Raw genomic sequence first — 21836 nt, forward strand, 5'->3', positions numbered from 1 at the left:
GGCCGCTGTGGCTTACAGCAGGATGGTGCGGATGTCGTTCAGCAACTGGCTCAGGCGCTGGGTAAAGCGTGCAGCGGCCGCGCCGTTGATCACACGGTGATCGTAGGACAACGACAGTGGCAGCATCAGCTTCGGCTGGAACGCTTTACCGTCCCAGACTGGCTGGATGGTGGCCTTGGACACACCCAGGATCGCCACTTCCGGCGCGTTGACGATTGGCGTGAAGCCAGTGCCGCCAATGTGGCCGAGGCTGGAGATGGTGAAGCATGCGCCCTGCATGTCGTCCGGGGTGAGCTTCTTGTCGCGGGCCTTGGCAGCCAGTGCAGCGGCTTCGGCAGCGAGTTGCAGCAGGCTCTTCTGGTCAACGTTCTTGATGACCGGCACCAGCAGGCCATCCGGGGTGTCGACCGCAAAACCGATGTGCACGTACTTCTTGCGGATGATCGCCTTGCCGCTTGGTGCCAGCGAGGCGTTGAAGTCCGGCAGTTCCTTGAGCAGGTGCGCGCACGCCTTGAGCAGCAGTGGCAGCACAGTCAGTTTCACGCCGGCCTTTTCGGCCACGGCTTTCTGCGCAACGCGGAAAGCTTCCAGGTCGGTGATGTCGGCCTGGTCGAACTGGGTCACGTGCGGGATGTTCAGCCAGCTCGCGTGCAGGCCGGCCGCGCCGATTTGCATCAGGCGGGTCATCGGCACTTCTTCGATTTCGCCGAAGCGGCTGAAGTCCACGGTACGGATCGGCGGAATGCCCGAACCACCGGTAGCGCCACCGGCAGCCGGCGCTTCCTTGGCTTTCTGCATCATGGTCTTGACGTAGACCTGCACGTCTTCCTTCAGCACGCGACCGTGAGGGCCGGTGGCTGACACAGCATTGAGCTCAACGCCGAACTCACGGGCCAGTTGACGCACGGCAGGGCCGGCATGAACCTTGGCACCGCTTGGCGCAGGTGCGGCAGCAGCAGGGGCCGGTGCGGCCTCGGCTTTTGCAGCGGGCGCAGGGGCAGCAGCCGGAGCCGGAGCCGCTTCAGCCTTGGCGGCCGGAGCAGCAGCCGGTGCTGGAGCAGCGGCAGGCGCAGCGCCTTGTACTTTCAGCTTGAGGATGAAGTCGCCAGTGCCGACTTCGTCTTCCAGCTTGACCGCGATGCTTTCCACAACGCCGGCAGCCGGCGATGGGATTTCCATGGAGGCCTTGTCGGACTCCAGGGTGATCAGCGACTGGTCGGCTTCGACAGTGTCGCCGACCTTGACCAGCAGCTCGATGATCTTGGCCTTGCCCGACGAACCGATGTCCGGAACATGAATGTCCTGGACAGTCGCTGCGGCTGGAGCAGCAGCCGGGGCTGCAGGAGCCTCGGCAGCAGCGGCAGGTTTTTCCGCGGCAGGCGCCGGTGCAGCAGCGGCAGCAGGAGCCGCCGCAGGGGCCGCATCAGCGGCACCTTCGATTTCCAGTTCCAGCAGTTCGTCGCCTTCTTTCAGGCGGTCGCCCAGCTTCACTTTCAGGCTCTTGACCACGCCGGCCTTGGGAGCAGGGATTTCCATGCTCGCCTTGTCCGATTCCAGGGTCAGAATGCTCTGGTCGGCTTCGACGGTGTCGCCGACCTTCACAAACAGCTCGATTACTTCACCTTCACCGCTGCCGATGTCAGGTACGCGAATGAGTTCGCTCACAAAAAATCTCCTCAGCAGTCCAGTGGGTTGCGTTTTTCCGGGTTGATCCCGAACTTGACGATAGCGTCAGCTACCACCTTGGGTTCGATCTCACCACGGTCAGCCAAGGCTTCCAGGGCTGCCAACACCACGAAGTGACGGTCGACTTCGAAGAAGTGACGCAGCTTCTTGCGGCTGTCACTGCGGCCGAAACCGTCGGTGCCCAGGACTTTGAATTCCTTGGACGGGACCCACTGGCGAATTTGTTCAGCAAACAGTTTCATGTAGTCGGTAGAGGCAATGACCGGACCTTTACGGCCGGCCAGGCACTCTTCGACATAGCTCTGCGCAGGCTTCTGACCCGGGTGCAGGCGGTTGTTGCGCTCTACGGCCAGGCCATCGCGACGCAGTTCGTTGAAGCTGGTAACGCTCCACACATCGGCGCCGACGTTGAACTCGTCACGCAGGATCTTCGCCGCTTCACGGACTTCGCGCAGGATGGTGCCGGAGCCCATCAGCTGCACGTGGTGCGCCGCTTCCTTGGTGTCTTCTTCGAGCAGGTACATGCCCTTGATGATGCCTTCCTCAACACCGGCCGGCATGGCGGGCTGCTGGTAGGACTCGTTCATCACGGTGATGTAGTAGAAAACGTCCTGCTGCTCTTCGGTCATCTTCTTCATGCCGTCCTGGATGATCACCGCCAGCTCATAGCCGTAGGTTGGATCAAAGGTGCGGCAGTTCGGGATGGTGGCAGCCAGGATGTGGCTGTGACCGTCTTCGTGTTGCAGGCCTTCGCCGTTCAGTGTGGTACGGCCGGCGGTACCGCCGATCAGGAAACCACGGGTACGGCTGTCGCCTGCTGCCCAAGCCAGGTCGCCGATACGCTGGAAACCAAACATCGAGTAGAAGATGTAGAACGGCAGCATCGGCTGGTTGTGGCTGGAGTACGAAGTACCGGCAGCGATGAAGGAGCTCATGGCGCCCGCTTCGTTGATGCCTTCTTCGAGGATCTGGCCCTTCTTGTCTTCCTTGTAGAACATCACCTGGTCTTTATCGACTGGCTCGTAGAGCTGGCCGACGGAGGAGTAGATGCCCAACTGACGGAACATGCCTTCCATACCGAAGGTACGGGCTTCGTCCGGGATGATCGGCACGATACGCGAACCGATTTCCTTGTCCTTGACCAGCTGCGCGAGGATCCGCACGAAGGCCATGGTGGTGGAGATTTCACGGTCGCCCGAGCCGTCCAGGATCGCCTTGAGGGTATCCAGCGGTGGCGTCGGGACGTTGAAGCTCTTGGCGCGGCGCTGTGGCACGAAACCGCCCAGTGCGGTACGACGTTCGCTCAGGTAGCGGGCTTCGGCGCTGTTCGGCTCCGGCTTGAAGAACGGCAGGTTCTCCAGCTCTTCGTCCTTGACCGGGATATCGAAGCGGTCGCGGAACAGCTTCAGGCTGTCGACATCGACTTTCTTGGTGTTGTGCGCGGTGTTCTTCGCTTCGCCGGCACCGGTGCCATAACCCTTGATGGTCTTGGCCAGGATGACAGTCGGTTGTTCTTTGTGGTTGACCGCTTCGTGGTACGCCGCATAGACCTTGTACGGGTCGTGGCCGCCACGGTTGAGCTTCCAGATCTCGTCGTCGGACAGGTCGGCAACCATGGCCTTGAGTTCAGGCGTGTTGAAGAAGTGTTCACGCACGAACGCGCCGTCTTTGGCCTTGTAGTTCTGGTACTCGCCGTCGATGACTTCGTCCATGCGACGTTGCAGGATGCCGTCGACGTCCTTGGCCAGCAGTGGGTCCCAGAAACGGCCCCAGATGACCTTGGTCACGTTCCACTGGGCACCGCGGAACACGCCTTCGAGTTCCTGGATGATCTTGCCGTTGCCGCGAACCGGGCCGTCGAGGCGCTGCAGGTTGCAGTTGATGACGAAGATCAGGTTGTCCAGCTTCTCGCGGCCGGCCAGGGAGATGGCACCCAGGGATTCCGGCTCGTCGCACTCGCCGTCGCCCAGGAAGCACCAGACTTTCTGCTTGCCTTCCGGGATGAAGCCACGGGCTTCCAGGTACTTCATGAAACGTGCCTGGTAGATCGCCTGAATCGGGCCCAGGCCCATGGATACAGTCGGGAACTGCCAGAAATCAGGCATCAGCCAAGGGTGCGGGTAGGACGACAGGCCCTGACCGTCGACTTCCTGGCGGAAGTTGTTCATTTGCTCTTCGCTGATGCGACCTTCCATGAACGCACGGGCGTAGACGCCTGGCGAGGTGTGGCCCTGGAAGTAGATCAGGTCGCCGCCGTGTTCTTCGGTCGGGGCCTGGAAGAAGTAGTTGAAGCCGATGTCATACAGGGTTGCACTGGAAGCGAAGCTGGAGATGTGACCGCCCAGGTCAGAATCTTTCAAGTTCGTGCGCATTACCATCGCCATGGCGTTCCAACGTACCAGCGAGCGAATGCGGCGTTCCATGAACAGGTCGCCAGGCATGCGTGCTTCGTGGGTAACGGGGATGGTGTTGCGGTATGGCGTGGTGATGGCGTAGGGCAGTTGCGAGCCGCTGCGGGTCGCGAGTTCGCCCATACGGGTCATCAGGTAGTGAGCACGGTCTTCGCCTTCTTTGTCGAGAACCGATTCCAGGGCGTCCAGCCATTCCTGGGTTTCGACGGGATCGAGGTCTTGCATGGCTTGCTCCAGGGCGGAAAGGCTACCAGAATCGGTTGCCTGAAGTTTGCGACTGGCCTTGTGGGCAGACGACATAAATTCTTGGATGGCCGAAGGTTGCTTCGGCGTCCTGTAGTTTTACTACAAATCGTCGGCCATTTCAGCCTTTCGAATGTATATACGAGTAGTAAAACTACACAAGACTGAGCGGATTGCTCGGTCTAGCTGGTGAGCATAATCGTTATTGTTGATCTTTTGCGAACAAGAAAAGGTAGAAGTTTAATGTTACCTGCCAAAAATTACATATTTTCAGCTATTTATCACCTTTGTTCGACAGTCCTTCATCGAGCGCGGTACTCGCCTTCACAGCAGCAAGCCAATTACGCGCCGACCAAGGATAGACCATGAGCCTTCCAACGCTGGCCGAACTGCCGGCCATTCTGTTGCCAAAAGCCCAGCGGGCCGAGCAGTCATTTCGTGACGCCGTGGCCGCGCTGGACGCCGATCATGGCCTTTCTGCGTGGACGCCGCAACGGTGGGACGACTTCGCCCGGGTGTGCGCCGCCAGTGATTTCGTCATTGAACAGAGTGTTCGTGACCCTTTGATGTTGCTCGAGTTGGCTGCCTGGGGCGAGCTGGATCGCGGCTTTGCGCCGGGTGAGCTGTGCGGGCAGATTGCCGGGGCCGTGCAACAGGTCGAAACAGAAGATGAGCTGGGCCGTGTACTGCGTCGCCAGCGTACGCGCCAGCAAGTGCGCATCATCTGGCGCGACCTGACCCGCCAGGCCGACCTGGTGCACACCTGTCGCGACCTCTCCGACATGGCCGACGCCAGTATCGACCAGGCCTATCAATGGCTGTACCAGCGCCACTGCGTACAGTTCGGCACGCCGACCGGGCGGCGCAGCGGCGAGCCGCAGCACATGGTCATCCTCGGCATGGGCAAGCTCGGTGCGGTAGAGCTGAACCTGTCGTCGGATATCGACCTGATCTTCGCCTACCCCGAGGGCGGCGAAACAGTGGGCGTGAAGCGCTCCCTGGATAACCAGGAATTCTTTATTCGCCTTGGTCAAAAATTGATCAAGGCCCTCGACCCGATGACCGTCGACGGCTTTGTGTTCCGTGTCGACATGCGCCTGCGCCCCTACGGTTCGGCCGGTGCCCTGGTGCTCAGCTTCAATGCGCTGGAACAGTACTACCAGGACCAGGGCCGCGACTGGGAACGCTACGCCATGATCAAGGCGCGCGTGGTCGCCGGTGACCAGGTTGCCGGTGCGCAGTTGCTCGATATGCTGCGACCGTTCGTGTACCGCCGCTACCTGGACTTTTCCGCCATCGAAGCGCTGCGCACCATGAAGCAGCTGATCCAGCAGGAAGTCCGGCGCAAAGGCATGGCCGACAATATCAAGCTGGGCTCGGGCGGCATCCGCGAAGTGGAATTTATCGCCCAGGCATTCCAGCTGATCCACGGCGGCCGCGACCTTAGCCTGCAGCAACGGCCGCTGCTCAAGGTGCTCGGCACCCTGGAAGGCCAGGGTTACCTGCCGCCGGCGGTGATCGCCGAGTTGCGCAATGGCTATGAATTCCTGCGTTACACCGAACATGCGATCCAGGCGATTGCCGACCGCCAGACCCAAATGCTGCCGGACAGCCCTGAAGACCAGGCGCGCATTGCCTTTATGCTCGGCTTTGCCGACTGGACGGCGTTCCATGAGCGCCTGATGTACTGGCGTGGCCGCGTGGACTGGCACTTCCGCCAGGTGATTGCGGATCCCGATGAGGAAGAAGGTGCGGAAAGCGAGTTGGTCGTAGGTGGGGAATGGTTGCCGCTGTGGGAAGAGTCCCAGGACGAAGAGGCCGCCTGCCGCCAATTGGCTGAAGGCGGCTTCACTGACGCCACCAAAGCCCTTAAAGCCCTGGCCAGTCTGCGCAACAGCCCGCAACTGCGCGCCATGCAACGCTTGGGGCGCGAACGCCTGGATGCGTTTATCCCACGCCTGCTGGCCCAGGCCGTCGAGCACGCCAACCCGGACCTGGTGCTGGAGCGCGTACTGCCGTTGGTGGAAGCTGTCGCCCGCCGTTCGGCCTATCTGGTGCTGCTGACGGAGAATCCCGACGCCCTGCGCCGCCTGCTGACCCTGTGTGCCGCCAGCCCGTGGATCGCCGAGCAGATCACGCGCTTCCCGCTGCTGCTGGATGAATTGCTCAACGAAGGCCGCCTGTTCAAGCCACCGCTGGCGCCGGAACTCGCCGCCGAGTTGCGCGAACGCCTCACGCGCATCCCCGAGGATGACCTGGAGCAGCAGATGGAAGCCCTGCGGCACTTCAAACTGGCCCACCGCCTGCGCGTGGCCGCTTCGGAAATCGCCGGCAGCCTGCCGTTGATGAAAGTCAGCGACTACCTGACCTGGCTCGCCGAAGCCATCCTCGAACAAGTGCTGGCCCTGGCCTGGCGCCAGACGGTCGCCCGGCACGGTTCGCCGCAGCGGTTGGACGGTACCCTGTGCGATCCTGGGTTCATCATTGTCGGTTATGGGAAAGTCGGCGGCATCGAATTGGGGCATGGTTCTGATCTGGATCTGGTGTTTATCCACGATGGCGATCCGCAGGCCGAGACCGACGGTGCCAAGCCGATCGACGGCGCGCAGTTCTTCACGCGCCTGGGCCAGCGGATCATTCACCTGCTGACCACCCAGACCAACTCCGGCCAGTTGTATGAAGTGGACATGCGTCTGCGACCTTCCGGCGCATCCGGGTTATTGGTCAGTTCCCTCGGGGCGTTTGACCGCTATCAACAAAATGAAGCATGGACCTGGGAACATCAGGCCCTGATCCGCGCGCGGGTGCTGGTGGGCAGCCAGGATGTGGGCCAGGCATTCGAGCAGGTAAGGGCTAAAGTCCTCGGGCGTGAGCGCGACTTGGCGAAGTTGCGGCAGGAGGTCAGCGAGATGCGCGCCAAGATGCGCGACAACCTGGGTACCAAGGCCACGGCGGCCGGCACCGGCGCCAATGCCTTCGACGCCACGGCGCTGTTCGACCTCAAGCAGGACGCCGGAGGTATCGTCGATATTGAATTTATGGTGCAATACGCGGCTTTGGCGTGGTCTGCGCAACATCCATCGTTGCTGCGCTATACCGACAATATCCGCATTCTGGAAGGCCTGGAGCAGGTGGGGTTGATGCCCGCCGCCGATGCCCATCTGCTGCGCGAGGTGTATAAGGCCTACCGTTCCGCCGCGCATCGCCAGGCCTTGCAAAACGAGGCCGGTACGGTGCCCGGTGATCAGTTCGCTGACGAACGGCGCCAGGTGATGCGAATCTGGCAGGCGCTGGGGTTGAGTTGAAACACTATTAGGGCGGGGAGGCATAAGCCTCCCCGCATCGTTTGTGGAAACTACATGAATATTCTGATCGTTGGGCCCAGTTGGGTCGGTGACATGGTGATGGCGCAGACACTGTTCCAGAGCCTGCGCGTGCGCTACCCAGACTGCCAGATCGACGTGCTCGCTCCTGAGTGGAGCCGACCGATCCTCGAGCGCATGCCCGAAGTGCGCAAGGCCTTGAGCTTTCCGCTCGGCCACGGTGCCCTGGAACTGGCGACCCGCCGTCGCATCGGTAAATCCCTGGCGGGCCAGTACGACCAGGCGATCCTGTTGCCCAACTCGCTGAAGTCGGCGCTGGTGCCGTATTTTGCCGGCATTCCCAAGCGCACCGGCTGGCGCGGCGAGTTTCGCTACGTCTTGCTCAACGACGTGCGCACGCTGGACAAGGCGCGCTACCCGCTGATGATCGAGCGTTTCATGGCCCTGGCCTATGCGCCGGATGCCGAGTTGCCCAAGCCATACCCGCGCCCCAGCCTGCAGATCGACCCGGTGACCCGCGATGCGGCACTCGCCAAGTTCGGCCTGGTCCTTGATCGCCCGGTGTTGGCCCTGTGCCCCGGCGCCGAGTTTGGCGAGTCCAAGCGTTGGCCGTCGGAGCACTACGCCAAGGTTGCCGAGACCAAGATCCGTGAAGGCTGGCAGGTGTGGTTGTTTGGTTCGAAGAAGGATCACCCGGTAGGTGAGGACATTCGCCAGCGCCTGATCCCCGGCCTGCGCGAAGAAGCGGTGAACCTCAGTGGCGACACGTCCCTGGCCGAGGCCATCGACCTGCTGTCCTGCGCCGATTCGGTGGTGTCCAACGACTCCGGCCTGATGCACGTCGCCGCTGCGCTGAATCGCCCGTTGGTGGCGGTGTACGGTTCCACCTCGCCGGGCTTCACCCCGCCGTTGGCCGACCAGGTCGAAGTGGTGCGCCTGGGGCTGGATTGCAGCCCGTGTTTTGATCGCACCTGCCGTTTCGGCCATTACAACTGCATGCGCCAATTGCTGCCGCAGCCGGTAACCGATGCCTTGCAGCGGTTGCAGGGCGACGTGGTCGAGGTTCACTGAGTTGCGGGTACTGGTAATCAAGACCTCATCCCTGGGCGACGTGATCCATGCCTTGCCGGCACTGACCGATGCGGCGCGGGCGATCCCTGGCATTCGCTTCGACTGGGTGGTGGAAGAAGGCTTCGCCGAAATCCCCACCTGGCACCCGGCCGTCGACAAGGTGATCCCGGTGGCGATCCGCCGCTGGCGCAAGAACCTCTGGCAAACCTTCAAGAGCGGCGAGTGGCGGCGCTTCAAGCAGCAAGTCCAGTCGACCAAATACGACCTGGTGATCGATGCCCAGGGCCTGTTCAAAAGTGCCTGGCTGACCCGCTACGTGCGTGCTCCGGTGGCCGGATTCGACCAGCACTCGGCCCGTGAGCCGATTGCGGCGCGCTTCTATTCGCGGCGCCTAGCCGTGGCCCGTGGGCAGCATGCGGTGGAGCGTTTGCGTCAACTGTTCGCCGTGGCCCTCGGCTATGACTTGCCCAAAGGCTTGGGTGACTACGGCCTCAGCACCGAAAAACTCCTCGGCCTGCCGCCGAAAAAGCCCTTCGTCCTGCTGCTGCACGGCACCACCTGGGACACCAAGCATTGGCCCGAAGCCTATTGGCGCGAGTTGGCTGAACGCATGGGCCGCCTGGGCGTGGACGTGAAGTTGCCCTGGGGCAACGCCGCCGAAAAGGCCCGGGCTGAGCGCTTGGCCCAAGGCCTGAACAACGCCGAAGTGCTGCCCAAGCTGAACCTGGCCGGTGTGGCCCGTGTATTGGCTGGCGCCCGCGCCTGTGTGGCGGTGGACACCGGATTGGGGCATCTGGCGGCGGCACTGGATGTGCCGACCATTTCCCTGTTCGGCCCCACCAACCCCGGCCTGACCGGCGCCTACGGCAAGGGCCAGATTCACCTGGCCAGCGACTTTCCGTGTGCGCCGTGCCTGCAAAAACAATGTACCTATCAACCGACAGCCGACGACCTGCGTCGGTTCGACATCAAGCGCGAGTCGCCCCTGTGTTTCACGCGCCTGAACCCTGAGCGTGTGGCAACCCGGCTGAGCACGTTGTTACTGGCTGAGGAGCTGCACTGATGCAACTGGCTTTTGTTCTGTACAAATATTTCCCCTTCGGCGGCCTGCAGCGCGACTTCATGCGCATCGCCCTGGAGTGCCAGCAGCGCGGCCATCAGATTCGTGTCTACACGCTGATCTGGGAAGGTGACATTCCGCCGGGTTTCGAAGTGCTGGTGGCGCCGGTCAAGGCGTTCTTCAACCATCGGCGCAACGAGAAGCTCAGCGCCTGGATGGCGGCCGACCTGGCCAAGCGCCCGGTGGACCGTCTGATCGGCTTCAACAAGATGCCCGGCCTCGACGTGTACTACGCCGCCGACGGCTGCTTTGAAGACAAGGCGCAAAACCTGCGCCATTCGCTGTACCGCAGTTTTGGCCGCTATCGCCACTTTGCCGAGTACGAGCGCGCGGTGTTTGCCAAGGACGCCAAGACCGAAGTCTTGATGATTTCCGAAGTGCAGCAGCCGCTGTTCATCAAGCATTATGACACGCCGCTGGAGCGCTTCCACCTGCTGCCACCGGGCATCGCCCAGGACCGCCGCGCGCCGCCGAATGCGGCCGAGATTCGTGAAGGCTTCCGCAAGGAATTCAACCTGGGCGCTGACGACCTGCTGCTGGTGCAAATCGGTTCCGGCTTCAAGACCAAGGGCGTCGACCGTAGCCTCAAGGCCGTCGCCGCGTTGCCGGCTGAGCTGAAAAAACGCACGCGCCTGTTTGTAATCGGCCAGGACGACCCCAAAGTATTCCAACTGCAAAGCGCCACCCTTGGGCTGGGCGATAACGTGCAGTTCCTCAAGGGTCGCAGCGATATTCCGCGTTTCCTGCTGGGCGCCGACCTGTTGATCCACCCGGCGTACAACGAAAACACCGGCACCGTATTGCTCGAAGCCCTGGTGGCCGGGTTGCCGGTGCTGGTCTCGGCCGTGTGTGGTTATGCCCATTACATCGCCGAAGCCGACAGCGGCATGGTGCTGGACGAGCCGTTTGAACAGGCTCAGTTGAACCAGTACCTGGCGCAGATGTTGACCGATTCTGCACAGCGCGCGGCCTGGGGCCGCAATGGGTTGGCCTTCGCCGAGACGGCCGACCTCTACAGCATGCCGCAGCACGCTGCGGATGTGATTCTGGCGGAGCCAAAACGATGAAGTTGATTCTTGCCGAACCGTTCAAGACGTTATGGGCCGGTCGTGACGCCTTTGCCGAAGTCGAGAAACTGCAAGGCCAGGTATTCCGTGAACTGGCGGCGCGTCGCACGCTGCGCACCGAGGTGGATGGCCGCCCGTATTTCGTGAAAATCCACCGTGGCATCGGGTGGGCGGAAATCTTCAAGAACCTGATCACCGCCAAGCTGCCGGTGCTCGGCGCCGGCCTGGAATGGGATGCCATTCACCGCTTGCAGGAGATCGGCGTACCGACCATGAACGGCGTGGCCTTCGGCGAAAAAGGCAGCAACCCGGCGGACCAGCACTCGTTCATCATCACTGAAGAATTGGCGCCGACCGTCAGCCTTGAAGACCTCACCGTCAACTGGGTCGCCGAACCGCCCACACCTGCACTGCGCCATGCGCTCACGGCCGAACTGGCGCGCATGGTCGGCGACATGCACCGGGGCGGCGTGAATCACCGCGATTGCTACCTGTGCCACTTCCTGCTGGACACGTCCAAGCCGATCGACGCACGCAACATCAAGCTCTCGGTGATCGACCTGCACCGGGCGCAGATGCGCGCCCATCTGCCAATGCGTTGGCGCGACAAGGACCTCGCCGCGCTGTACTACTCGGCGCTGGAAATCGGCCTGACCCGGCGCGATAAACTGCGCTTCCTCAAGGGCTATTTCCGCCAACCGCTGCGTCAGATCCTGGCCGAGCAATCGGCGTCCCTGAGCCTGATGCAACGCAAGGCCGACAAGTTGTACGCCCGCAAGCAACGTTACGGGGATGCGATCTGATGGCGGGTTGGAACCTGGAACCTGCCTACGCCGCCTTGGCGGATGATTTTGGAAGTCTCGAAGCGGTGTTTGCCCTGCAAGGCGAGCGGCTGACCCGCGACCCACTGTCGGAAGTAATCCGGGTGGAGCGTGACGGGGTCAATTACTACGTCAAGCGCTACACCGGCGCCGGCAAGGGCCTGCGGCGTTACCTGGGCAAGCCGCGGGTCAAGTCCGAATGGCAGAACCTCAAGCGCTTCGCCAAGTGGGGCATTCCCACTGCCGACGTGGTCGCCTGGGGCCTGGAACGCAGCGGCCTGGCCTATGATCGTGGCGCGATGATCACGCGCGAGTTGCCGAGGACAGAAGACCTCTCGGTCCTGGCCGAACGTAAGGATGCGCGCCTGCGCGATCCCAGGTGGGTCAGCGCGGTCAGCCGCCAGCTCGCCGAATACACGCGCACCATGCACGATCATCGCTTTACCCATAACGACTTGAAGTGGCGCAACCTGCTGATCGACGACCAGGCCACCCTGTACCTGATCGATTGCCCCAACGGCGATTTCTGGCGCGGTTTCTGGCTCAAGTACCGCATTACCAAGGACCTGGCCTGCCTGGACAAGGTGGCCAAGTATCACTTGTCGGCCACCCAGCGCCTGCGCTTCTACATGCAGTACCGTCAGTGTCGGCACCTGAGTGAGTCGGACAAACGGCGGATTCGCCACGTAGTGAAGTTTTTCGAGGGACGTGAATGAGTGATTTCCTGGCGGCTGAAGATCGCGCCCTGCTGGAGCGCCACGGCCTTGCGACCTTCGACGCCCTGTGGGCCAAGCAACTGGACGCGGTGGACGAGCCGAACACCAGCCGTGGCGGCTGGAGCAGCGTGTTTCGCCTGGAGCTCGACGGCCACGGTTATTACCTCAAGCGCCAGAGCAACTACCTCACGCGCAGCTTGCACCGGCCCTTGGGCGAGCCGAGTTTTTCCCGCGAGTTCCGCAACATCAGCCGTTACCGCAAGCTCGGGATCCCGGCGCTGCAGGCGGCGTTCTACGGCGAGCGCAAAGTCGCCGGTGAACACCGCGCGATGCTGCTGACCCGTGCCCTGGACGGCTGGAATGACCTGGATTCGTTGCTGGAACAATGGGCGCAACTGAGCGACGCTCAGCACCGCGCAATCCTGCTGGCCTGCGGCCTGTTGGCGCGCCGGTTGCACAGCGTCGGCCAGGTGCATGGCTGTTTTTACCCCAAGCATATTTTCCTGCAGGCCACTGGTGACGGCTACGCCGCGCAGTTGATCGACCTGGAGAAAACCCGCCCGCTGCTGTTCGGCTGGCGGGACCGGGTCAAGGACCTGGAACCGTTGTTGCGCCGTGCGCCGCAGTGGTCGGACGCCCAGGTGCGTCAGCTGCTGGCGGCTTACCTCGATCAGCCCGAGGGCAGCGCACTCGTCACCGCCTGGCTGCAACGCCTGACGAAGCGGCGTAGCCACAAGGAGAACCGCTGATGCGTCTGTCCGAGTTGAAACACGCCGGCCGCACGCCGAGCCTGCCCCTCACTATCGACCTGGCGGATGCCGCCGGCCCTGGCCAACTGCAGCTGCTGAGCCTGTTGCGGGTGTTGCCGGGCGAGCGCTACGTGGGCGCGGCGGTATGGCGCGGGCGTCCGGTGCTGGCCAAATTATTGGTGGGCAGCAAGGCCGCGCGGCATTTCCAGCGTGAACTCAGCGGCGTTCGCCTGCTGGCCGAGCAAGGCCTGACCACCCCGCTATTGCTCGCCGATGGCTTGCAGGAAGGCGAGGGCGGCTGGCTGCTGTTCGAATTTATCGAAGGCGCCGAGAGCCTGGCCGATGCCTGGCAGGCAGTCGAAGCGCTGCCGCCCCTGGCCGACGAGCAAACCGCCGTGCTGGCCGAGGCGCTGGGTGCGATCGGGCAGATGCATGCCAAGGGCCTGTGGCAGGAAGACCTGCACCTGGACAACCTGCTGCGCCAGGACGGCAAGCTGTACCTGATCGATGGCGCCGGTATTCGCGTCGAAGAGGCCGGCAAGCCACTGTCGCGTAACCGCGTGCTGGAAAACCTCGGGGTATTTTTCGCCCAATTGCCGAAAAACCTCGAGCCGTTTACCGAAGAATTACTGGTGTACTACCTGCTGGGCAACGGCGAGCACGCCTTGCCCCTCGAAGCCCTGGAAAAACAGGTGCGCAAGGTCAGCGCCTGGCGCCTGAAGGACTTCTTGAACAAGGTGGGCCGCGACTGCACGCTGTTCAGCGTGGTGCGTGGCGCCTTTGCCTTGCGCGCGATTCGTCGCGAAGAAGAGTCCGCGATGCTGCCGGTGCTGGCGCAGGCGGATGCGCTGCTGGATCAGGGCCACCTGTACAAGACCGGTGGTGCGGCCAGTGTGGCCAAGGTCGAAGTGGCCGGCCGGCCGCTGGTGATCAAGCGCTACAACATCAAGGGCTTCGCCCATTGGCTCAAGCGCTTCTGGCGCCCGAGCCGCGCCTGGCATTCCTGGCGCGAAGGCAATCGCCTGGCCTTCCTCGGCATCGCCACGCCCAAGCCGCTGGCCGTGTTGGAAAAGCGTTTTTTCTGGCTGCGCAGCCGCGCTTACCTGGTCACCGAATACCTGCCGGGCCCGGACATCATCGAGCGTTTCGCGCCCTATATCGAACACGGTGACGCGCCGGAAGATGAACTGCTGGCGCTGGACCATTTGTTCGCCGAGCTGATTCGCGAGCGCATCAGCCATGGCGACTTCAAGGGCCATAACCTGTTCTGGGATAAGGATCGCTGGTCGCTGATCGACCTCGACGCGATGTGCCAACACAGCTCTGCCGCCAGCTTCGCCCCGGCGTATGCCAGGGACCGTGCGCGGTTTATGCGAAATTGGCCTGAGAGTAGTGCGTTGTATCAGATGATTGATCAGCGTTTGCCGAAGCAACCGACCTGATCGTTCCCACGCAGGGTGAACGATCAAGAACTGTTGCCTGAGCAACAGTTATCGGACAGTTGTTGGCTCATAACGACAGCCCGCCTTAACCCGCAAACGTTATGCCCTTGATTTGATGCAATAAAAATCCTGGCACGGGCTCTGCAATGCCTCCTGGTGAACCCTTTCACCGGTCGCAGCGGAGCCCTGTATGCCTTCCAGCCTTTCCTCGTTTTCCCGTTTGATCTGCCTTGGCGCCGTGCTGTTGCTGGGCCATGTCGTCAGTGTCCAGGCCGCCGAGGGCGATGATGCGGTGCCGTCCCTGGCCGGCAAGCGCATTGCAGTGAGCATGACCGGCACCAGTCACTATTTCGATATCAAGGCGTTCCAGGCCCAGGTCGATGAGATCAAGCGCCTGGGCGGCACGCCGATCACCCTCGATGCCGGGCGTAATGACAAGAACCTGGTGACCCAACTGCAAACGGTGGTCACCCAGAAACCCGACGCCGTGATCCAGACCCTCGGCACCCTCAGCGTGATCGACCCCTGGCTCAAGCGCATCAGCAAGGCCGGCATCCCGTTGTTCACCATCGATGCACCGTCCCAATACAGCCTCAACAACACCACCTCCGACAACGTCGCCACCGGCAAGGCCTTGGCCGATCAATTGATCAAGGACGCTGGCGGCAAAGGCAAGATCCTGGTGTTCAACGGCTTCTACGGCGTGCCGGTGTGTGCGATCCGTTATGACCAGTTGAAGCTGGCGCTCAAGGATTACCCCCAGCTGGAAATCATCCAGCCGGAGCTTCGCGACGTGATCCCCAACACCGTGCAGGACGCCTATTCCCAAGTGTCGGCGCTGCTCAACAAATACCCGGCGGGCAGCGTCTCGGCGATCTGGTCGGCGTGGGATATTCCGCAACTGGGCGCGAGCAAGGCGCTGATCGATGCCAAGCGCACCGAGATCAAGACTTACGGCGTCGACGGTACGCCGGAAGTGCTGGCGCTGCTCGGCCAGGCGAATTCGCCGGTGGGGGCGGTGGTGGCGCAGCAACCGGCGTTGATCGGCAAGACCGCTGTGCAGAACGTGGCGCGTTACCTGGCCGGGCAACGTGACCTGCCCAAGGAAACCCATGTCGCCACGCTGCTGACCACCGCCGCCAACCTGGCGCAGGTTCAGCAACTGCGGGGTGACTGATGCCGGCATTGCACCTGCAACACCTGCATAAACGCTTTGGCGCCACCCTGGCGCTGGATGATGCGAGCCTTAAAGTCGAACGCGGCAGCATCCACGGTCTGGTCGGGGAGAACGGTGCGGGCAAGTCGACCTTGATCAAGATCCTGGCCGGCATCCACAAGGCGGACGCGGGGCAGGTGAGTATCGGTGGCCAGTCGTACGCCGCGCTTTCACCGCGTCAGGTGGATGCGCTGGGCGTGCAGTTCATCCATCAGGAGCGCCTGTTGCCGGCGAGTTTTACCGTGGGCGAAGCGCTGTTTTTCGGGCATGAGTTGCGGCGCGGGCCGTTTGTGGATCGACGCCGGCAGCAGCGTGAAGCCGAGCGCTTGCTGGCGGAATATTTTGATCTGCAATTGCCCGCCGGCGCGCTGGTGAGTGAGCTGAGCAGTGCCGAGCGCCAGGTGCTGCAAATCACCCGTGCGTTGATTCGCCAGCCCAAGATTCTGGTGTTCGACGAACCCAGCGTGGCGCTGGTCAAGCGCGAAGTCGACCAGTTGCTGCGCATCGTCAAGCGCCTGCGCGACCAGGGTTTATCCATCCTGTACATCTCCCACTACCTGCAGGAAATCGACAGCCTGTGCGATGAAGTCACGGTGCTGCGCAATGGCCGGGACGTAGCGGTGGTGCAACCACGGCATACGTCCAGCGCCGAGATTGCGCGGCTGATGGTCAATCGCGAAGTGCAGGAGATGTACCCCAAGGCCAAGGTCGCACTGGGGGCGCCGTTGTTGCAGGTACGCGGGTTGAGCCTGGCGCGGCGCTATCGGCAGATCGATCTGGAAGTGCGGCGCGGAGAAATCGTCGGCCTGACCGGGCTGGTTGGCTCCGGAGCCAAGGAGTTGTTCAAGACACTCTTCGGTGTCGAGCGCGCCGACAGCGGCAGTGTGCATCTGGACGGGCGTTTACTGCGCCTGCGTTCGCCGGGCCAGGCGATTGCCGCGGGTATTGCGCTGGTGCCCGAAGAGCGGCGCAGCCAGGGAATTTCGCCAGTGCTTTCGGTGCTGGAAAACCTCACGCTGGCGGGGCTCGGGCGGTTCAGCCGCTGGGGGTTGTTAAGCCGTCGCAAGGAGCAGGCGGAATGCCTGCGGCTGATCGACGAATTGGCAATCAAGGCGCCGGGGCCCCAAGCGGCCGTCAGCCAGCTCAGTGGCGGCAACCAGCAGAAAGTCGCCCTGGGAAAATGGCTGAGCCGCCGCTCGGCGGTGTACCTGCTGGATGAGCCCTGCGTGGGGGTGGATGTGGGCGCCAAGGTGGAGATCTATCGCTTGATCGGGCGCTTGGTGGAAGAGGGCGCGGCGGTGCTGGTGTTGTCTTCGGATTTGCCGGAGTTGTTGGGGGTCAGTGATCGCATCCTGGTGTTGCATCGGGGGGAGATCGCCGCTGAATTCCGTGCGGGGGAAGCGGACAGCGATCAGTTGCTGGCCTGTGCGACGGGAGCCGTGGCTGCTGCGGCTTCAAACGTTCGCGAGGTGGAACATGCTTGACGCGGCGGCTCCTGGGTTATCGCAGCGGTTGTGGGTGCTGGTGCTGCGCCGTGGTTCGGTGGGCGTGTTTGTGGCGATCCTGCTGGGGTTTGCCGTGGCTGCGCCGAACTTTCTGTCGGTGGGTAATCTGGCCAATGTGTTCAGCCAGTCGGCGATCCTCGGTGTGCTGGCCTTCGGGCTCACCTGTGTGATTATCGGCGGCGGTTCTAACGTGGTGTCCGGAGGACTGGACCTGTCGCTGGCGGCCAACCTGGGGTTGTGCGCGGCGGTGTTCAGCCGCCTCAATAATGCCGGCCTGGATCTCGGGTTGACGTTGCTGCTGACCCTGGGCTGCGGCCTGGCGGTCGGCTTGCTCAATGGAATGGCCGTGGTGGTGCTGCGTTTGCCGCCGTTGCTGGCGACCCTGGCCAGCATGAATGTGTTGGCCGGGCTGGAGTTGGTGTTGACGGAGAACACGGTGGTCTCCACGGATTCGCCGTTACTGGACCTGCTCAGTGGCGGCGCCTGGTTGGGCGTACCGGCCCTGGCCTGGGTGTTGTTGCTGACAGCGGGGGCGCTGACATTGCTGATCCAGCATTCGGCCTACGGGCTGCGCCTGCATGCGGTGGGCGAATATCCCCAGGCGGCCGAAGCGGCGGGTATTGGCGTGTCCGCCTACGTGCTGTCGAGCTATTTACTGTCCGGCCTGTGCGCCGCCGTGGCTGCGCTGTGTTCGGCGGCGTTTTTCAGCGGCAGCACTACCGGTTCTGGCGACATGCTGCTGTCGGTGGTGGCGATCGCCTTTCTCGGCGTGGTGTTTTCCCGCCGGCTGGTGGCGAGTATTCCGGGGACTTTACTGGCGGCGTTGTTGATCGGTTTTCTGATCAATGGCTTTCAATTGCTTAACGTCTCCAGCTTTTGGGTCAATGGTGTGCAGGGCGTGTTGATCTTGCTGGTCGTCGCGGCGTCCAGTGCATTGAACCGAGGGGCGACGGCATGAACGCACGGGCCTTATTGCCGCTGACATTGCCACTGGTATTCACGCTGATTGTCGTGGTGTTTGCGCTGCAAGCGCCGGGCTTCCTCAGTGCAGGCAACCTGCAAAGCCTGGTGCTGAACAACTTCGTGCTGCTGGCGATTGTTGCCATCGGCATGACCTACGCGGTGGCGGCCGGTGGCATCGACCTGTCGGTGGGCACGGCGCTGGACTTTGCCAGTTTCAGTTTTGTCGTGCTGCTCAACGCCGGGCATGGCTGGGCGGTGGCCGTAACGGGCGCGCTGGCGGCGGCGCTGCTGGTGGGGCTGGTCAATGCGGGCTTGATTGCCGGGCTGCGGATCAGTCCGTTTCTGGCCACGCTTGGGACTCTGTTTATCGGCACCAGCGCCCAGCAATTGCTCTCGGACGGCGGCCAGCCGATCTATATCGTCCAAGGCTTGAAGCCTGAGCTGACGGGGCTGACACCGCTGCTGATCGTAGTGGGGCTGGCGCTGTTCTATGGCCTGGCACTGGCGCGCGGACGCCTGGGTCGCGAATTGCTGGCCCAGGGCACCCAGCCGCTGCTGGCGTATTACTCGGGGTTGTCGGTGCGGCGCATCGTCACCGTCGTGGCCCTGGCTACCGCCCTGGCCTGTGGGGTGGCGGGCGTGTTGCTCGGTTCGACAGTCAGCGCCTATGTGCCGCTGTCCGGTAACGCGTTTTTGCTCAATGCGATTGGTGCGGTGTTTATCGGTACCACCTTGAGCAGACAGGGCCGGGCGAATATCCCCGGGACCCTGCTGGGCGTGTTGTTTATCAACGTGATCGCCAACGGGCTGCTGCTGGTTGGCTGGAACTTCTACTGGCAGCAGGTGGCGACTGGAGTGCTGATCTTTATCGTGCTGAGCTTCAGTTTTGCCAGCCGGCGGATGCTGGAGCGCGTCTAGTGTTGCACCCCGAAAGCTGGACTCCATCCGACGCTTGGGGACATGAGCAAGCTCCCCTGATTGCACAAACAATTTCAGGCGACCGAATTCCTGTGGCAAGCCCGCTCGCCACAGGGGTTCCGGTTTGCTGCGCGACAGCGCTATGTCGAAGAGGTAGCGGGGGCCTTCCACATTTAATGTGTGGGGCGTTCAGAATTGATACTCGGCACCCGCCCCGGCATACCACGAGCGCCCGGGTGCCGCCTCGTAGTAGCGGCCGTTGCCGTCGCCGACGATCACCGAGCCGACGTACTGGCGGTCCAGCAGGTTATCCAGGCGCAGGGTCTGGTGGAAGGTCCAGTGTTCGACCTTCTGCTCGAACCGTGCGCGCCAGTTGAACACGCTGTAGCCCGGCGCGGCGTGTTGGCTGTTGGTGTCTTCGACGTAGACCTTACTGCGGTACATGCCCTCGACAGCGGTGCTGACCCAGTCCAGGGGTTTCCAGTTCAGCTCGGCGAACAGCGTGGTTTGGGGTACGCCGGGAAGGTAGTTGCCTTTGTCCACGGGAGTTGTGCCACTGGTGAAGTCGCTGTCGTAGGTAGCTTGCAGGCGGGTGTAGGCGAGGTTGGTGCTCCAGTGTTCGGCGAGTTGGCTTTCGATACCCAGTTCGAAACCCCGGCGCAGGGTGCGGCCGGCGTTTTGGTAGCTGGTGCGGCCGCCGAGGGACTGGTCGACCACCAGTTCATCCTCGGTGGTGATCTGGAATACGGCAGCGTTGATTCGTGTGTCGTTCACCTGGGCCTTCAAGCCCACTTCATATTGGGTGCTTTCGGACGGTTTCAGGCCGAAATTGAAACCCTCGACAGTGCCTGGCGCGTAGGCCATTTCGGCCTGGGTCGGCGTTTCGAAGCCTTTGCCTGCGCTGACGTAGCCGTGCAACTCGGGCGTGAACGCATACATCACGCTCATGGATGGGGTGTTTTTCTGATAGGTCTTGCTGCCGCTGGCGTCGCCATTGCTCAGGAATTGATCATCGACATCCATCTGCATGGTGCTGTGACGGATGCCCGCTTGCAGGGTCCAGCGGTCGAGGGTCCAGTTGGCCTGGAGGTACGGATCCAGGCTGCGCGCGGTGTCGACTTCATCACGGCGCAGTTGGCCTTTTACGCCAAGGGTGTTGCCGCGGTAGTTCTGATAGCCATGGCGGCTGTCTTCGCTCTGGTCGAAATCCAGCCCGGTAATGATCATCAAGTCCCCCGGTGCACTTTCGACGGGCTGCAACCAGCGCACGCTGCCGCCGTAGAACTTGCGGTCGAATTGCACCACGCCACCGCCACGTTCGTTGGCCGGCGTGCCTTTGGGGATCGACAGATACTGAATCACACTCCGCCGCCCGGTATACCCGTTCACCTGCAGCGTCGCATCACCGAAGTACCGCTCATAATTCATGCCCAATTGCTGATGATCGATACTTTTGCGCGTGTTGTACGTCAGCGCATTGGTGCTCACCGAGCGCGGGTCGGCCTTGTAGGCGTCCCAGGTCTGTCCCAATGGATCCTGGGTGCCATTCTGCTCCAGGCTGCTGTAGATCAGCGCGAGCTTGCTGTCGTCATCCGGTTGGACATTGAGCTTGGCGAAGGTCTGGTCGCGACGGGCGCTGCTGTGGTCGCGGTAGCCGTTGGTGTCCATGCGCGAGGCGTCGAGTACAAAGCCTGCGCCATTCGCCGCGCCTTCGGCGTTCAGGTGGTTTTTGTTCAGGCCGTCGCTGCCCACCAGGGTTTCGGCGCCGATGCGCGGCGGGCCTTCGCCATCGCGGGAAAACATCTGGATCACGCCGCCGGCATTGCTGCCATACAGGGTGGCGGCCGGGCCGCGCAGCACTTCGATGCGCTCGGCGGTGTCGAGGTTGAACGTGGCGGCCTGGCCCTGGCCGTCCGGGGTGCTGGCGGGAATGCCGTCGGCGATCAGCTTGATGCCGCGCACACCGAAGGCCGAACGGGCGCCGAAGCCGCGGGAGGAAATCTGCAGGTCCTGGGCATAGTTCTGGCGGTTCTGCACCACCAGGCCTGGCACGCGGGACAGGGCTTCGGAGGCGTTGATGCCCAATTGGCCGTCGCTGATCTGCTCGCGGCTGATGCCGTCCACCGAGTACGGCAGGTCGAAGGTCGGGCTGGCGCTGCGCGAGCCGGTAACGACGCTGGGGTCGAGAATCAGGGCGGTATCATCAGCCTGGACGATGCCGCACAGGGCGAGCAGGCCGGGCAGCAGCAGGTTGCAGCGGGCGAGGGGGGTCATGAGTCAGCCGGAATCCGTAGCGCTTAGGGTGTAAACGCGCAAAAGGGCGCGAGTTTAGTGGCTTGGAGGATTTTTATCATTCAGGAATCCGGCAGTGCGACCGATCAGCACGGTCGCACTGGGCGCAGGCGGGGCGCGTCAGCGTGATCGGCCTTTGCGAACGGCGATGGCAGGCGACTCTTGCCGCTCGCCGCTAACAGCTTTCCACTGCTTTTGAGCTATAATCCCGCCCTTTAGCTGTTTCCTGCCCAGGCGGGAAGCACACTTTTTTCAGGCGCAACCCGCCTGCATGCAGACTAAAAGAGGCTAGA

15 protein-coding genes are annotated in these 21836 nt (G+C 62.5%); 12 read left to right on the forward strand and 3 right to left on the reverse strand.

The annotated features are described in order from the left end of the window. Positions 1–12 precede the first annotated feature (12 nt). Both aceF and aceE read right to left on the reverse strand, forming a co-directional pair. The gene (gene aceF, locus M2397_RS24605) at positions 13–1665 is read right to left on the reverse strand and encodes a dihydrolipoyllysine-residue acetyltransferase (RefSeq protein WP_167655572.1); all 1653 of its coding nucleotides are present in this window, start codon (positions 1663–1665) and stop codon (positions 13–15) included. Positions 1666–1676: 11 nt separating this feature from the next. After that, the gene (gene aceE / locus M2397_RS24610; protein ID WP_131696822.1) at positions 1677–4322 is read right to left on the reverse strand and encodes a pyruvate dehydrogenase (acetyl-transferring), homodimeric type; all 2646 of its coding nucleotides are present in this window, start codon (positions 4320–4322) and stop codon (positions 1677–1679) included. Between the two features lie 383 nt (positions 4323–4705). Here aceE and glnE point away from each other — a divergent pair, with 383 nt between their 5' ends. The 12 genes from glnE (at position 4706) to M2397_RS24670 (ending at position 19251) form a co-directional block, all read left to right on the forward strand. Further along, entirely contained in the window at positions 4706–7645 is a 2940-nt protein-coding gene (gene glnE / locus M2397_RS24615; RefSeq protein WP_259244652.1) for a bifunctional [glutamate--ammonia ligase]-adenylyl-L-tyrosine phosphorylase/[glutamate--ammonia-ligase] adenylyltransferase, read from the forward strand. A gap of 54 nt (positions 7646–7699) precedes the next feature. Beyond that, entirely contained in the window at positions 7700–8734 is a 1035-nt protein-coding gene (gene waaF / locus M2397_RS24620; RefSeq protein WP_259244653.1) for a lipopolysaccharide heptosyltransferase II, read from the forward strand. 1 nt (position 8735) lies between these two features. Then, positions 8736–9797, forward strand: a complete 1062-nt coding sequence (gene waaC / locus M2397_RS24625) for a lipopolysaccharide heptosyltransferase I (protein WP_131696819.1) — start codon at positions 8736–8738, stop codon at positions 9795–9797. Next, positions 9797–10921, forward strand: a complete 1125-nt coding sequence (locus M2397_RS24630; RefSeq protein WP_259244654.1) for a glycosyltransferase family 4 protein — start codon at positions 9797–9799, stop codon at positions 10919–10921. The genes waaC and M2397_RS24630 overlap by 1 nt, the downstream gene beginning before the upstream one ends. Then, positions 10918–11724 carry a lipopolysaccharide core heptose(I) kinase RfaP gene (gene rfaP, locus M2397_RS24635; protein WP_259244655.1) on the forward strand — a complete coding sequence of 269 codons (807 nt, stop codon included), beginning with the start codon at positions 10918–10920 and terminating at the stop codon, positions 11722–11724. The genes M2397_RS24630 and rfaP overlap by 4 nt, the downstream gene beginning before the upstream one ends. Beyond that, the gene (locus M2397_RS24640) at positions 11724–12458 is read left to right on the forward strand and encodes a lipopolysaccharide kinase InaA family protein (RefSeq protein WP_167655567.1); all 735 of its coding nucleotides are present in this window, start codon (positions 11724–11726) and stop codon (positions 12456–12458) included. Before rfaP ends, M2397_RS24640 begins: the two co-directional genes overlap by 1 nt. Further along, positions 12455–13207 carry a lipopolysaccharide kinase InaA family protein gene (locus tag M2397_RS24645; protein ID WP_131696815.1) on the forward strand — a complete coding sequence of 251 codons (753 nt, stop codon included), beginning with the start codon at positions 12455–12457 and terminating at the stop codon, positions 13205–13207. The genes M2397_RS24640 and M2397_RS24645 overlap by 4 nt, the downstream gene beginning before the upstream one ends. Then, positions 13207–14649, forward strand: a complete 1443-nt coding sequence (locus M2397_RS24650) for a lipopolysaccharide kinase InaA family protein (RefSeq protein ID WP_259244656.1) — start codon at positions 13207–13209, stop codon at positions 14647–14649. The genes M2397_RS24645 and M2397_RS24650 overlap by 1 nt, the downstream gene beginning before the upstream one ends. Before the next feature lie 190 nt (positions 14650–14839). Next, positions 14840–15826, forward strand: coding sequence for a sugar ABC transporter substrate-binding protein (locus M2397_RS24655; RefSeq protein WP_131696813.1), 987 nt, complete (start codon positions 14840–14842; stop codon positions 15824–15826). Further along, the gene (locus tag M2397_RS24660; RefSeq protein ID WP_259244657.1) at positions 15826–17349 is read left to right on the forward strand and encodes a sugar ABC transporter ATP-binding protein; all 1524 of its coding nucleotides are present in this window, start codon (positions 15826–15828) and stop codon (positions 17347–17349) included. Before M2397_RS24655 ends, M2397_RS24660 begins: the two co-directional genes overlap by 1 nt. Next, on the forward strand, positions 17342–18328 hold the full coding sequence (locus M2397_RS24665; protein ID WP_145335974.1) for an ABC transporter permease: 987 nt from the start codon (positions 17342–17344) through the stop codon (positions 18326–18328). The genes M2397_RS24660 and M2397_RS24665 overlap by 8 nt, the downstream gene beginning before the upstream one ends. Then, positions 18325–19251, forward strand: coding sequence for an ABC transporter permease (locus M2397_RS24670; RefSeq protein ID WP_259244658.1), 927 nt, complete (start codon positions 18325–18327; stop codon positions 19249–19251). Before M2397_RS24665 ends, M2397_RS24670 begins: the two co-directional genes overlap by 4 nt. A 189-nt stretch (positions 19252–19440) precedes the next feature. Here the strand turns inward: M2397_RS24670 and M2397_RS24675 are convergent, their stop codons facing one another. Next, the gene (locus tag M2397_RS24675) at positions 19441–21525 is read right to left on the reverse strand and encodes a TonB-dependent receptor (protein ID WP_259244659.1); all 2085 of its coding nucleotides are present in this window, start codon (positions 21523–21525) and stop codon (positions 19441–19443) included. Positions 21526–21836: the final 311 nt, after the last annotated feature.

The organism is Pseudomonas sp. BIGb0381, assembly GCF_024809815.1.
Taxonomy (GTDB): domain Bacteria; phylum Pseudomonadota; class Gammaproteobacteria; order Pseudomonadales; family Pseudomonadaceae; genus Aquipseudomonas.